This window comes from Fructobacillus broussonetiae (assembly GCF_018437275.1).
Classification (GTDB): domain Bacteria; phylum Bacillota; class Bacilli; order Lactobacillales; family Lactobacillaceae; genus Fructobacillus; species Fructobacillus broussonetiae.
Genome location: NZ_JAAMFK010000001.1, coordinates 1 through 13,267, shown reverse-complemented (window position 1 = coordinate 13,267; position 13,267 = coordinate 1). Strand labels below are relative to the sequence as shown.

The 13,267-nt window shown below is 48.8% G+C and carries 11 protein-coding genes and 1 tRNA gene; 3 read left to right on the top strand and 9 right to left on the bottom strand.

The features are described 5' to 3' along the window. Positions 1 to 9: 9 nt before the first annotated feature. The 3 genes from G6R29_RS00060 to glmS form a co-directional block, all read right to left on the bottom strand. Positions 10 to 813, bottom strand: coding sequence for a phosphatidate cytidylyltransferase (locus G6R29_RS00060; RefSeq protein WP_213808320.1), 804 nt, complete (start codon positions 811 to 813; stop codon positions 10 to 12). Between the two features lie 21 nt (positions 814 to 834). Next, positions 835 to 1,623, bottom strand: coding sequence for an isoprenyl transferase (locus G6R29_RS00055; RefSeq protein WP_213808588.1), 789 nt, complete (start codon positions 1,621 to 1,623; stop codon positions 835 to 837). Between the two features lie 225 nt (positions 1,624 to 1,848). After that, positions 1,849 to 3,651, bottom strand: coding sequence for a glutamine--fructose-6-phosphate transaminase (isomerizing) (glmS, locus tag G6R29_RS00050; RefSeq protein ID WP_213808319.1), 1,803 nt, complete (start codon positions 3,649 to 3,651; stop codon positions 1,849 to 1,851). A gap of 243 nt (positions 3,652 to 3,894) precedes the next feature. Here glmS and ade point away from each other — a divergent pair, with 243 nt between their 5' ends. After that, positions 3,895 to 5,553 carry an adenine deaminase gene (ade, locus tag G6R29_RS00045; protein ID WP_213808318.1) on the top strand — a complete coding sequence of 553 codons (1,659 nt, stop codon included), beginning with the start codon at positions 3,895 to 3,897 and terminating at the stop codon, positions 5,551 to 5,553. Positions 5,554 to 5,563: 10 nt separating this feature from the next. Further along, positions 5,564 to 6,064, top strand: coding sequence for a hypothetical protein (locus tag G6R29_RS00040; protein WP_213808317.1), 501 nt, complete (start codon positions 5,564 to 5,566; stop codon positions 6,062 to 6,064). Between the two features lie 48 nt (positions 6,065 to 6,112). On the opposite strand, the gene G6R29_RS00035 is transcribed toward G6R29_RS00040, so the two are convergent. From G6R29_RS00035 to G6R29_RS00010, 6 genes are all read right to left on the bottom strand, one after another. Further along, complete coding sequence (locus G6R29_RS00035; RefSeq protein WP_213808316.1) at positions 6,113 to 7,129, bottom strand: trypsin-like serine peptidase; 1,017 nt, start codon at positions 7,127 to 7,129, stop codon at positions 6,113 to 6,115. A 376-nt stretch (positions 7,130 to 7,505) separates the two neighbouring features. Then, entirely contained in the window at positions 7,506 to 9,920 is a 2,415-nt protein-coding gene (locus G6R29_RS00030) for an FtsK/SpoIIIE family DNA translocase (RefSeq protein WP_213808315.1), read from the bottom strand. Between the two features lie 154 nt (positions 9,921 to 10,074). Next, positions 10,075 to 10,146 (bottom strand) — tRNA-Glu (locus G6R29_RS00025). A 95-nt stretch (positions 10,147 to 10,241) separates the two neighbouring features. Then, on the bottom strand, positions 10,242 to 10,760 hold the full coding sequence (locus G6R29_RS00020) for a tRNA (cytidine(34)-2'-O)-methyltransferase (RefSeq protein ID WP_213808314.1): 519 nt from the start codon (positions 10,758 to 10,760) through the stop codon (positions 10,242 to 10,244). Positions 10,761 to 10,922: 162 nt separating this feature from the next. Continuing rightward, a complete protein-coding gene (locus G6R29_RS00015; RefSeq protein ID WP_213808313.1) occupies positions 10,923 to 11,243 on the bottom strand; it encodes an ArsR/SmtB family transcription factor in 321 nt (106 codons plus the stop codon). A 15-nt stretch (positions 11,244 to 11,258) separates the two neighbouring features. Continuing rightward, a complete protein-coding gene (locus tag G6R29_RS00010) occupies positions 11,259 to 11,840 on the bottom strand; it encodes a cadmium resistance transporter (RefSeq protein ID WP_213808312.1) in 582 nt (193 codons plus the stop codon). 225 nt (positions 11,841 to 12,065) lie between these two features. Between G6R29_RS00010 and G6R29_RS00005 the strand changes: the two genes are divergently transcribed. Continuing rightward, positions 12,066 to 13,097 (top strand): lactonase family protein, encoded by a 1,032-nt coding sequence (locus tag G6R29_RS00005; RefSeq protein WP_213808311.1) that lies wholly within the window; start codon positions 12,066 to 12,068, stop codon positions 13,095 to 13,097. The last annotated feature ends 170 nt before the right edge of the window (positions 13,098 to 13,267 follow it).

Below are 13,267 nucleotides of genomic sequence, written 5' to 3'. Positions count from 1 at the left end.
CCACCAGAATTACTGCAACAAGCCCAAGATTGAAAGCAATGGCATCACAATCAACATGGAATCGAAGCGGTCCAAGATACCACCGTGCCCTGGCAAGATGTTACCGGAATCCTTCACACCGAAGTGGCGCTTAAATGATGATTCAACCAGGTCACCTAACTGGCCACCAATTGACAAGACAACCGCGCAAATCAAGATTTCCAAAACAGGCTTGTGCAACCATCCCGTGTAAGCATAGAAAGCCGTCATGAAAACAACGGCAATGAGTGAGCCACCAATAGATCCTTCCCAGGTCTTGTTTGGTGAAATGCTTGGGGCCAACTTCGTCTTACCGAAGGCGCTGCCGCAGAAGTAGGCGAATGAATCCGTAATCCAAACCGTGAGCATACCAAAGAACAAGATGGCAAGGCCCTTCTGGTCAGCCAAGTAGAAGTAGTGGAAACCAGTTCCGATGTATACCATGGACAAGAAGAGCACACCAGCATCGTTGATGTTAAAGGACTTCTTTGACAAAACCGTCCGCAAGAGGAACAAGAAGGCAATGATGCCAACAACGGATTGAGAAGAAATCGTCATTGGCCAGTTGTCAGTCGCCCAGACCCAAAAGTTGTTTGGCAAAATCAAAGCCGTCACACCAAGAAGTGAAATGATGGCTTCAAACGATACCAAGAGTGTCTTGGTCATACGCAACATTTCGTTCATGGCCACCCAACCGAGGGCAAGCGTCAAAATCAGCAAGGGCAACTTACCAATGATAACTAAAGGAACGAAAACTAAAAGTGCCACGATGGCAGTAATAATGCGAGTTTGCATCAGAAAAATCTCACTTTCAAATTAAGCTTTTACTTTACCAAAACGACGATCGCGCTTGGTGTAAGCCTTGATGGCTTCGTTAAAGTCGGCCTCGACAAAGTCGGGCCAGAACACATTTGTGAAGTAGAACTCCGAATAGGCAGCCTGCCAAGGCAAGAAGTTTGAGAGGCGTTCTTCACCAGAAGTACGCACAATCAAGTCTGGGTTAGCGAGGTCGCCCAAGAAACCAGTGGTCAATCGAGAAGCTAAGAGGTCTTTGTCGATTTGATCCGCATCCAATTTGCCAGCCTTCACGTCTTCGGCCAATGACTGGGCCGCTTCGACGATTTCTGCCTGACCACCGTAGTTCAAGGCGAAGTTCAGGATCAAACCTGTGTTTTCTTTCGTTGCTTCTTTAGCGTCATCGACGGCCTTCTTCGTGCTGTCGGGCAACTTGTCGATGTCACCAATGGTTTCAACCTTCACGTTTTGTGCCTGAAGTTCAGGAACAAAGGTGTCAAAGAAAGTGACGGGCAACTTCATTAAGAACTTAACCTCGTCAGACGGACGGGACCAGTTTTCTGTGGAAAAGGCGTAAACCGTTAGCACTTTAACCCCAGCGGCGTTAGCCAGTTTGGTTACGCGCTTAACGGTTTCCATCCCCTCCTTGTGTCCAGCAACACGCGGTAAGTGACGCTTCTGTGCCCAGCGCCCGTTTCCGTCCATGATGATGGCCAAGTGCTTTGGAATTTTGTAGTTTCCATCGGTCAAATCAAGGCCGGTTAATTCGTTGTTTTTGGCTTGGTTTTTCTTACCAAACAAGTCCTTCATAAAAGACATCGCAACACCCCTAAAAATGTAAAATACTCTTCCATAGTTTACCAGAATTAGGCCCGGTAAACAAAAAAAGCCGACGTTATTTCGTCGACTTTTAAAGACGGACTGAAGCCGCCATTTCAGACCGGTTTCGCGCGGCTACTTGAACCCGGCGCGACACCGACTTTATTATATAGCAAACCCTCATAACGAGTGCTTTAATCGTTATGCTTTTTTACTTTATTGAACCGTTACGGACTTCGCCAAGTTACGTGGGCGATCAACGTCCAAGCCACGAGCCAACGTTGCGTAGTAGGCAATCAACTGCGTTGGAATAACGGCCAACAACGGCATCAACAATTCGTTGACTTCAGGCAAGACGAAGGCGTCGCCTTCCTTTGCCACGCTCTTTGAAGCAAAAACAATCGTGTTGGCACCACGGGCAGCAACCTGTGCCACTTCTCCGCGGAGCAAACCTTCGGTCTTCTTTTGCGTGAGCAAGGCAAAGACTGGCGTACCGTCTTCAATCAAGGAAATCGTTCCGTGCTTCAATTCACCAGCGGCGAATCCTTCGGTTTGGATGTAAGAGATTTCCTTCAATTTCAAGGCTGCTTCCAAAGCAACGCAGGCGTCCAAGCCACGTCCGATGTAGAAGGCGGAGTGTTGGTCAGCCAATGCGTCTTCCGCGATGGCCTTGAACTTTTCCTTGTCATCCGTGATGGCTTGGATTTCAACGGCAACCTTGGCCAACTCAGCCTTCAAATCAAAGCCGGGGTTACCAAGGGCAGAAGCCAAGATGGCTTGCACAATCACTTGGGCCGTGTAGGCCTTCGTTGAAGCAACGGCGATTTCAGGACCGGCGAGCAAAGGCAAAGCGAAGTCCGCTTCACGCGTCAAGGTTGAGTTCATGACGTTTGCCAAAGTCAAAGCCGGGAATCCTTGCTTTTTCACGTTGTCCAACACTTCTCGTGAGTCGGCCGTTTCACCAGACTGTGACAAGAAGATGAAGAATGGCTTTTCTGACAACATGGGTTGGTCATAGGCAAATTCAGAAGAAATGTGTACTGCCGTTGGAATCTTTGCCCACTGTTCGAAGTAGCGCTTTCCAACCAATCCGGCGTGGTATGACGTACCAGCAGCAACGATGTAGAGGCGGTCTGCTTCCTTCATCTTGTCGGTGATGGCACAGCCGATTCCCTGCAAGTTACCATCTTCGTCGTAGTAGTGCGAAGCGATGTTGCGGGCAACGATGGCTTGTTCGTCCACTTCCTTCAACATGTAGTAAGGGTAAGCACCCTTGTCCGTGTCTTCAGGATCGATTTCAAGCGTGAATGGTTCGCGGTTAACAGCATCCCCATTTGCATCAAAAATCGTGAGTGAATCTGGCTTAACAATGGCCAAGTCGCCGTCGCGGAGTTCAACGAAGTCCTTCGTCAAATCAATCATGGCAGCGGCGTCAGACGTCACGGCGTAACCGTGGTCAGAAACACCAATCAAAAGTGGTGATTTCTTCTTTGCCACGTAAAGCGTTTCAGGATCTTTCGCATCAACCAAGAGGAAACCGTAAGCGGAGTTTCCTTCAAGCATTGAAATCATCTTTCGGAAGGCGTCTTCGGTTGACATGCCCTCTTCGGCGAAGTGGTTTACCAATTGAACGGCAACTTCCGTGTCCGTCTCTGAAATAAAGTGCACGTCCTTCAAGTACGTGTCCTTCAATTCCTTATAGTTTTCGATCACACCGTTGTGTACCAAGAAGAAACGGTCGTTTGCTGACTTCTGGGGGTGAGCGTTTTCAACCGTCACGTTTCCGTGGGTGGCCCAACGAGTGTGGGCGATTCCAGCCGTTCCATTGAAGCCGGCCTTCTTGGCCTTTTCAGCCAACTTAGACACGCGTCCCTTTTCCTTAATGAGTTCGTTCTTACCAGACGCATCCGTCAAGAATACACCGGCAGAATCATAACCACGGTATTCCAATTTTTGTAGTCCTTGCAAAAGGTATGGGAGTGCGTCTCCTACCCCTGTAACTCCAACAATTCCACACATATCGATATCTCGCTTTCAACCTTTAATTGGTTTGTAAATCATATTTTTTAACAACTCCTATTTTATCAAGCATTCAAGCGCAATAACAAGACCGATTTTTAAATTGGTATAGACTTTTATTTGACTTTTGTGACCAACTTTTAAAAAAGCCATATTCTTTCTAATTTAACCGATAAAGACGAACAATCAAATCCGATATATGCTAAAATAAATAAAATTTACGAGAGAGATAGAGGAGACCAAATGACGACGTCCGTTGATTATTGTTTAAAAGGCGCAGCCGTTTTAAACGTTTTTACAAAGGAATTTGAAAACAAGCCCGTCTACATTAAGGATGGCAAGATTATCTTCGTTGGTGAATCTGACGCCTACGAAGCAAACGTCGTGGTGAACTGCGAGGACAAGTACGTTGTCCCCGGCTTGATTGACGGCCACCTGCACATCGAGTCTTCCCTTTTGACGCCGTCTGAATTCGGTCGTCTTTCCTTGAAGCAAGGAGTGACACGAATCTTCGCCGACCCCCACGAAATCGCGTCAGTTGCAGGTGTTTCTGGTATCCAATACATGATTGATTCCGCAAAGAAAACGCCTTTGCACATCCACTACATGCTCCCCTCATCCGTTCCAGCAACCAACTTTGAGCACGCGGGAGCGACCTTAGACGCCGATGCCTTGAAGCCCTTCTACCAGCACAAGGAAATTGCTGGTCTGGCTGAAGTCATGGATTACCCGGCCGTTGCTGGGCAGAATCCAGACATGCTTCAAAAAATTAAGGATGCTCAGGAAGCCGGCAAGCACGTTGATGGTCACGGAGCCGGCTTAACGTCTGCTGAGTTGGCGGTCTACCGTGCCTATGGCATTGATACGGATCACGAGGCCAGCACCCGTGAGGAAGCCCTCGACCGTATCTCAGCCGGAATGAACATCTTCGTTCGTGAAGGAACAGTGGAACGTGACGAGAAGGCCTTACTTAAGGCAGTAACGCCTCTAAACCAGTCCCACTTCTCCTTTGCAACGGATGATAAGTCCGCAGCAGACATTCAAAAAGAAGGGTCCATCAACTTCAACGTGGCACTGGCCATTGAAGAAGGCATCGCACCTGAAATCGCCTACACGATGGCCTCATTTAACGCGGCCAAGGCCCACCACTTAGACAACGTTGGAGCCGTCGCTCCTGGTTTTGAAGCCGACCTGTTGGTTTTGAACGATTTGGAGACGGTCGCCATTGACCAAACGATGATTGCCGGTGAATTCTTCGAAGACCAGAAGGAGCCGGTTCTCTGGTTGCCAGGTCAACAAATTAACCTCACCTTCGATCAAAAAGACTTGGAATTGAAGTTGGACGGGACAAAGAAAGCCCACGTCATTGAAATCGAACCCCACCACATCACGACAAAGCACGTGGTCGAAGAGGTGCAAACGGATTCAGCCGGAAACTTCATTCCAGATACTACCTATGCCAAAGTCGCCGTCGCGGAACGCTATCACGACCTCGGTTCTGGACTCGGTATCATCAAGGGCTTGGATTTGAAGGCCGGGGCCATTGCTTCAACCATCGCGCACGACTCCCACAACGTGATCGTTGCCGGTGTAAACGACGATGACATGCTGCTTGCTGTTTCAACCTTGAAGGAAATCGGTGGTGGTCAGGTCGTCGTGAACAACGGTGACATCACCGCCCTTCCGCTCCCAATCGGTGGGCTCATGTCTGATAAGTCCTACGAGGAATTGACCGCCATGCAAGATGATTTGAACGAAGCTTTCGCTCAAATTTCCGATTTGGCCTTTGATCCGTTCCTGACATTGTCCTTCATGGCCCTACCAGTCATCCCAAGCCTGAAGATTACCGACCAAGGGCTCTTCGACGTCGAAAAGTTTGAATTCATTAATATTCAAGATTAAAATAGTGCCTATGAAAGCAATTAATATTCCAGCTGAAACCCTCATGAAGGTCCTCGTCGGCCAAGAGGTCAAAGTAAACGAAAACATCAAGGGCGTTTTTCTCTTGGTGGCAAAAGAAAACAAGCAACCCGGTCTTCCTTCCGGCATGGCAGCCTGTGTGGCCGACATTGCCCTGGGTCAGGTTCAATTACAAAAACTTGTCCATCCGTTGAACATCGCAGTCGACCAACCCGACTGGCAACCATACGAAGTGGACGAAAGCTTCTTTTCAGCAGAAGCACACAACTGGTTTGGCCCAGAGGCCATTGTCATCGAGAAACGCTTTGAAGACTTCCAAAAGGAGTACGAAGGCACACGTGACGACCAAGGGCGCATTCCAAGAGACGCCTTTCCTGACGACCTGGCGAAGCCACTCTTGCAGGAAGACGCCTACTGGGCAAGCTACAAGAAATTCGTGAATGATCCGGATGGGACTCTGTCAGAGCAATTCAAACCATTCTTTTCAGAATAAGAAAAAAGCAGATGAGTAAGACACTCACCTGCTTTTTGTTTTGAAAAATTACAGTTCCGTATGATTATTCTTCTTTGGCAGAGACAAATCCATCGGTTCGTCCGCGCTCCCCTGTGCAGTTATCATTGTGGCTACACCGTATTCATCGAAGTATACGCGACGGTTGCCCAACTGGCGCCAGCGGTGACTAACGAGGTGTGGTGCCAGAGCTTCAGAACGGCTGGCCATCTGCTGTCGAATCCAGCAGGTCAACTCCGAATCAATGCGCGTTGCAAAGCTTCCGTAGGAATTGGAAGCCGACATAATGCCCACGACCTGGTTTCTAGAATTAATAATTGGGCCACCACTGTCACCGTTCGTCCAATTCAAGTTACGAGACAGTAACTGGCGCCCCGTCATGGCATCGATTGTTCCAGAATCAACGTACATGCTGTCGTTATGATTAAAAGGCATTCCCTGGTTACCACCTCCCAGAAAGGCCGGGAAGCCGATGGCCGTTACCAATTCACGCCGGTCGAGGTCTTGTCGGCGGAATTCGCCAAGCGGCAAAACCGGCGCACCCTCGATTGGCGCGTTCAAGTGAATTAAGGCAATGTCGTTATCCCCCGAATCGCCGCCAGGCCGCAGTGCCTCCTGGAAGTAATCAGCCCGGATTGACACCGATTCGCCGTGGTGGTTCCAACCGAATGGATAACGTTCGAAATCAGATCCTGTATTTCCCCCGTAGGCCGGGCGGATATGCAACGAGCTCGGGTTAATTAACTGGCGTGGCCACAGCGACGAGCCTCCACTTCGCGCTGAAGGTGCGCGGTTTCGCATGACGACGTGCGCGGCGGTCAACACAGTGTCAGGTGCGATGAGCACACCGGAACCCGTTTCGCCCGTTTCCTCATCAACGATAAAGACGATGGATGAAAACGGCGCCATGCGCGTATTAGGTACCCGACCCTTCTGAAACTTAACGGGGTCAAAAACAAAGGCGGAGGCCGGGTTCACAACCGTCACTGCGCTCCCTGTAAAAGTCAAAGCCGCGAGGCCCACTTGTAACATTCTCAATTTCTTCATACTCAATTCTCCTTCGGATTTTCCTTTCAAACTCGTCTTGAAAAGGCCCTACCAGAGAATTGGATACCAGCCGACTACCAGGTAGCGGATTAATCGGTTGCGAAGTTTCGTTATTGAACTGATGAAGAGTTCAAGCGGTGGTTTATCCTTTTTACACTGCACCCGACCACCTCCCATCTGCCTGGAATATAGCACCGCTTATGGAGGAAAACAACAGCGTTGGCCTAACTTACCTCAGTTGGCGTAACCGAATGATTTGCAGCCCTGGATGTGCTACAAACTGCCTTTAGATGTTTAACAAAATTGAAAACAAAACAAAAAAGCCGGACCAAAACCGGGTGGGTTCGGGTCAGACTTTTACATCTAAAATCATTAATTATTCAGCATCGGCCTTCTTCGTGACGTTGACCTGACGAGGGCGTGCCCCGTCGGCCGGTCCGATGTAGCCGGCGTTTTCCAAATCATCAATCAGGCGGGCAGCCCGGTTATATCCGATTCGGAAGCGACGCTGCAAGAGAGACGTTGAGGCCTTCTGCTGGTCGATCACGAATTCGAGTGCTTCGTCGAAGAGCTCGTCGTCGGAATCGCCGCCAACACCGGCCTCATCCTGGGCGATTTCTTCGTCGGTCACCGTCATCTTGTCGTCGTAGGAAGCGTCCTGCTCATCCTTCACGAAGTCCACAACGGCTGTCACGTCGTCGTTTGAGATGAAGGCCCCCTGCAAACGCTTGTGGGCCTTTCCTGGTGGCGCAAAGATCATGTCCCCACGTCCGAGCAACTTCTCGGCTCCGTTCCCGTCCAAGATGGTGCGGGAATCGATTCCAGATGCTGTACGGAAGGCGATTCGTCCAGGAATGTTGGACTTAATCGTACCATTGATGACCTTTACGTCCGGACGCTGCGTGGCCAAAATCATGTGGATTCCGGCGGCACGCGCCTTTGCTCCGAGTCGAGCGATGGACACTTCGATTTCAGAACCGACGGTCGACATCAAATCGGCAAACTCATCAACCACAGCCACGATGTATGGCAGCTTGGTCATGATGGCGTTGCCGGTTTCCTTAGCGTGCTTGTTGTTTTCTTCAACAGCCGCGTTGTACTCGCCGATGTTTCGCTTGCCGAACTGAGCCAGCAAGTCGTAGCGGTTTTCCATCTCCTCGACCAACTTGTTCAAAGACTTCGCCGCCTTCTTAGGATCGGAGACAACTGGCGTCAGCAAGTGCGGAATGCCGTTGTAAATGGACAATTCAACGACCTTTGGATCGACCATCATCAACTTCACTTCGGATGGCTTAGCCTTCAACAGAAGTGACACGATGATACCGTTCAAACCAACGGACTTACCAGAACCAGTTGAACCCGCAATCAGCAAGTGCGGCATCGCAGCAAGGTCGACGGACACGATGTTCCCCGTGACGTCACGTCCCAAAGGAACGGTGAGCAAATCGTCTTTTAGCGTGTTGGACTGCTCAATCATGTCACGGAAGCCAACGACGGCTTGCGTGTCGTTTGGCACTTCAATCCCGACGTATGGCTTACCAGGAATTGGCGCCTCGATACGGATGGATTTGGCAGCCAAGGCCAAGGCCAAATCATCGGCCAGGTTGGCGATACGGTTAACCTTCACCCCTTGCCCTGGCTTCAGTTCGTACTGCGTAACCGTCGGTCCAAGCGAGACGGATGAGACCGTCGCCTCAACCCCGAAGGATTCGAGCGTGTCGTGCACCAAGCGAGACTTGGCATTCAAACTCTTGGCTTCGGCGGACTGATCGGTTGGCGTCGTCTTGGTCAAAAGCGTCGTCTTTGGCAGCTCGTAGTCGTCGTCATCCGTACCGTTTTGGCTCATGTCAAAGTCGTCCCCGCCCGAGTTGGCGCGTTCGTGCTCGCTAACGGCTGCTGGGTGTTCAACCCCCTTCGTGCCGTCAACGATTGCTTCTTCATGGCCAGCGGCCCCGTTTGATCCGGCAGCGTTTCCAGTTTGGGTAGGCGCCTGCCAGTTAATCGTTGGTTCAACAGGATCAGCCGGTGCATCTTCACCCGTCAAAGCAGGGTTTTTCGGTGCAAACGGATCATCATCGACTGATGGTTCCGTCTTGTTTGATGAACCGAACGGATTGTCACCGAAGTCCGTCAAATCCTGCTTGTCTTTTTTACCGAGCAAGGCGCGCTGATCACGACGGTCAGCCTGCTTCTCCCGAATTTCAACGGCCTTTTCCTGTGCCTTTTGAACGGACTTCTGCGCCATGTCACGGGCCGGTAACTTGAAAGTCACGATGGCACCGGCGATGAAAAGGACGACGATGATGATAACCGTTCCCACGTTTGAAAGGAAAGTATAGGTTAATTGGTAAAGAATGGCACCGAGCATTCCAGCCCCAACTGGCGTGGTGGCCACTTGGTTTTGGAAATCCTGGCCAATGATGCGCATGACCTGTTCCATCGCTGAGCCATCAGGAAGTGAGGCCTGCGTGAAGAAAAGCATGGACAAGAACATGGTTGCTGAAATGTAAAGCATCGACAGACCAGCGTAAATGCGACCCGGAATTGGGTATGGCTTATCCATAATCAGGTAGTAACCGGCTAAGAAGATGACGGCAAGCAATGAAATTTGGTAGAGGTTTCCGATGAAGAAACGAACGATGTCTGCCAAGTAAACACCAAAAAGGCCAATCTTAAAAATGGCAAAAATCGACAAAATAATAACCGTTACTAAAGAAAGCACCTGAGTAGCTGCTCCAGAACGGGTCATCTTTTTTGCTGACTGGCTCTTTGTCTTTCTCTTGTTCGCCATAAAACTCTCCTATAATAGAAGCAAGCGCTTCTAAAGTGATAACTACTCTTCCTATATTAGCACAAGGTAAAACGTCGCTCTACCCTTACAATTACAGGTCTACGTCGTTTTTTGAAAACAAAAAAGCCGCAAGCAAATGCTTGCGACTTTTTAGTAGCCCGTGAGAGAATCGAACTCTCGATTCCGCCGTGAAAGGGCAGCGTCTTAGCCACTTGACCAACGGGCCATGGTCAGTTGTTGTTTCATATCTCTATCAAACAACTATGTTAGTATAGCAAGGATCATTACCCCACGCAACCTTTTTCTGACATTTTTTCAACTTTATTTCAATTTATCTTGTTCGTAGGTGAAAACCTTGTCCAATTCGGCAAAATCTTGTTGACGTAATGCTTCGAACAACACGATGGCCACCGTGTTTGAAAGGTTCAACGAACGGATGTGGCTGTCGTTTTGTGGAATTCGGATGGCCTTTTCAGGATTCTGGCGCATGAAGACTTCGGGCAACCCTGTGGTTTCCTTACCGAATAAGAAGTAGTTATCCCCCGCTCCACTCTTAGATGAATAGTCGGGATCTGTATAGTCTTGGTTGGCAAACTTTGAGACAAGGTAGAGCTTATCGTCTTCTTTCATCGTCTCCAAGAAGTCAGGCAAAGATGGGTGCGTCACCAGGTTAACGTGGTCCCAGTAATCTAAGCCAGCACGCTTCACGGCCTTGTCGGAGATGTCGAAACCGAGTGGTTCGATCAAGTGTAAGACAGCGTTTGTTCCGGCGGCCGTACGCGCAATGTTTCCCGTGTTAGCGGGCATTACTGGTTCAAATAAAACAATGTGATTCGTCATGGTTGTCCCCATTTTTCTGATTAATAATGATAAAGTCCAACCCGTTCCAGGCCGACTTTCTACCTGTCTATTCTAGCATATTCCACCGTTGCAATTTTGAATTCTAATGGCACAAAATCCAGTGAAAAAGCAAAAGAACGCCCCTCACAGGCGTCCTATTTATTAAACGTTCTTCGTATAATCGTGCGGTTCGTTTTTCAAGACGTGAGCGGAGTGCGCATAGGCCATGTCCACAATCTTTAAGATGTGCGGATCGCGTAACTGGTAGCGGATACTCTTCCCATCGCGCTCAGTCGTAACCAGCATGTGCTCCTTCAGCTTCAACAGCTGGTGGGAAACGGTGGATTGTTCCAACTGCAAAGCAGCCACAATTTCAGAGACACTCAGTTCCTTATTCTCTAATAAAAATAAGATCCGCAACCGCGTTGGGTTAGACAGTATCTTAAATAATGTATTCGTTTCAATTAGATAATCTTCACGCACGTGTCTAATAATCCTTTACTTCAGTAGGCCTTCTACCAATTGTATTACATGAGCGATAAATCCGCTATCAAAGAGGACGAACAACCCGATCAAAACGTAGCAGGCCTTCATCAGCTTCTCACCGTAACGATCGATAATCGTAGCAACTTGCTGAACATTGACGACGGCTTTAATCAACAAGGCCATCAAAGCTGTCAGTACGGAAATATAAAGCAAGGTTAGGCCAAATGTTGTCCAGCTCTCCCCCATCAAAACAGGTAAGAAAATGGCGAGGTTACAGCCGGCGCAGACCGACAGGTAAGTGCCCAAAACAATCCAAAACGGTGATTTGGTCTTCATGCTTGCACTAGTTTCATCATCGTCACCTTTAAAAGCTAAGTAGATTGGGATGAAGCCCAAGATACCGAGTAGCCATTCGGGTAACAAGGCCTCGAGTACTTGCCCGGCGAGGAAGCTTGCCACCATTAGCAGCATGTTTCCAATCACATAGGCAAAGAGCACGGACTTAAAGGCGTACTTCTTCAATAAGAATAACAACATAATAAAGAAGTCCAAGTTTACCGCCAAAAAGGTCAGTGTTAAAAGCGAAATCGTCATCTTTATCCTTCCTATTCATATTCACTATTATTCATATGAAGAGAATACAATATGTTTAACAAGGTGTCCATTTCTTTTTGAATAAATAGACAAAATCAGTCAGATGGTCCGGGTCTGACTTTGACCAATAAATCCAAAATCACTTCCACTGAGCCTCAAAACTCCCGCCGTTCCTATGTTATAATAGTAAGCAATAAATAAAGACAAAAAGGAGTTTTTCTGAACATGACTGTTCACCACGTACTTTTCGGTACATACACTAAAAAGACCTCAAAGGGAATTTACGAAGCGGAATTTGACGACCAAAGCGGTCAATTGTCAAACGCAAAGCTTGTATTCTCTGCTACCAACCCCACTTACCTCGCCCTTTCAAAGGAAAACAAGGTATACGCCGTCGACAAGCGCGGCGACCAAGGTGGTGTTGCGGCATTGGACAACAGCAAGCGTCCAATGGCTGAAATCGGCGCCAACATGTCTGACGGATCAACGCCTGCTTACATCGGTGTTGATGAAGAACGTCAGTTGGTCTTTGCGGGCTACTACCACCGCGGTACGGTTGAATCATACAAAATTCAAGCAGACGGTTCATTAAAGCTCGTAGACACTTGGCAGAACGAAGGTTCTGGCCCACGTCCGGAACAGCAATCATCCCACGTTCACTTCGCCAACTTGACGCCAGACAACCGTTTGGTTGTTGTCGACTTGGGAACAGACGAAATTGTCACATTCGACGTCGCTGAAGATGGAAAGCTCACAGAAGTTGCCCGTTACAGCGCCACGACTGGCTTTGGTCCACGTCACATTCGCTTCTCAAAGGACGGCCACTACGCCTACTTGCTCGGTGAGTTGTCATCTCTTCTCTCTGTGTTGAAGTACAACCGCGAAGACGGAACCTTCGATCACTTGATGACGGCCTCAACGATTCCATCAGACTGGGATGCTCACAACGGTGCCGCCGCTATCCGCGTCTCATCAGACAACCGTTTCATTTACACCTCTAACCGAGGGCACGATACAATCGCCGTGTTCCAGGTTTCAAACATGGGCGCTGAAATCGAACTCATCCAAAACATCTCGGTTGAAGGTTCATTCCCTCGCGACATGACTTTCGATCCAGAAGAAAAGTTCTTGGTTGTGCCTAACCAGGAAACGGACAACGTGACGGTCTTTGCCCGTGACGAAGAATCCGGTGAATTGACGCTTGTCCAAAAGGATTTCGAAATCCCTGAAGGTGTTCGCGTAGCCTTTGAAGACTAAGCGCCCCACCATTTTTAAAATATAGAAACTTTAAAAGTCAGACCCGGACCGGGTTTGACTTTTTTATTATCCTCAAGCAATAACTGCAAAACAAAAAGCCCGACACTGTGCTCGTATGCTGATAAAATGGACAGATTTTATGCATCGTCCACTGTATAATTATCCCAAGA

Excerpts from the sequence above, each read along its gene's own strand:
- G6R29_RS00030 (WP_213808315.1), bottom strand. The coding sequence starts at position 9,920 with ATGGCGAACAAGAGAAAGACAAAGAGCCAGTCAGCAAAAAAGATGACC.
- G6R29_RS00010 (WP_213808312.1), bottom strand. The coding sequence starts at position 11,840 with ATGACGATTTCGCTTTTAACACTGACCTTTTTGGCGGTAAACTTGGAC.
- G6R29_RS00020 (WP_213808314.1), bottom strand. The coding sequence starts at position 10,760 with ATGACGAATCACATTGTTTTATTTGAACCAGTAATGCCCGCTAACACG.
- G6R29_RS00055 (WP_213808588.1), bottom strand. The coding sequence starts at position 1,623 with ATGAAGGACTTGTTTGGTAAGAAAAACCAAGCCAAAAACAACGAATTA.
- G6R29_RS00060 (WP_213808320.1), bottom strand. The coding sequence starts at position 813 with ATGCAAACTCGCATTATTACTGCCATCGTGGCACTTTTAGTTTTCGTT.
- G6R29_RS00040 (WP_213808317.1), top strand. The coding sequence starts at position 5,564 with ATGAAAGCAATTAATATTCCAGCTGAAACCCTCATGAAGGTCCTCGTC.
- glmS (WP_213808319.1), bottom strand. The coding sequence starts at position 3,651 with ATGTGTGGAATTGTTGGAGTTACAGGGGTAGGAGACGCACTCCCATAC.
- G6R29_RS00005 (WP_213808311.1), top strand. The coding sequence starts at position 12,066 with ATGACTGTTCACCACGTACTTTTCGGTACATACACTAAAAAGACCTCA.
- G6R29_RS00035 (WP_213808316.1), bottom strand. The coding sequence starts at position 7,129 with ATGAAGAAATTGAGAATGTTACAAGTGGGCCTCGCGGCTTTGACTTTT.
- ade (WP_213808318.1), top strand. The coding sequence starts at position 3,895 with ATGACGACGTCCGTTGATTATTGTTTAAAAGGCGCAGCCGTTTTAAAC.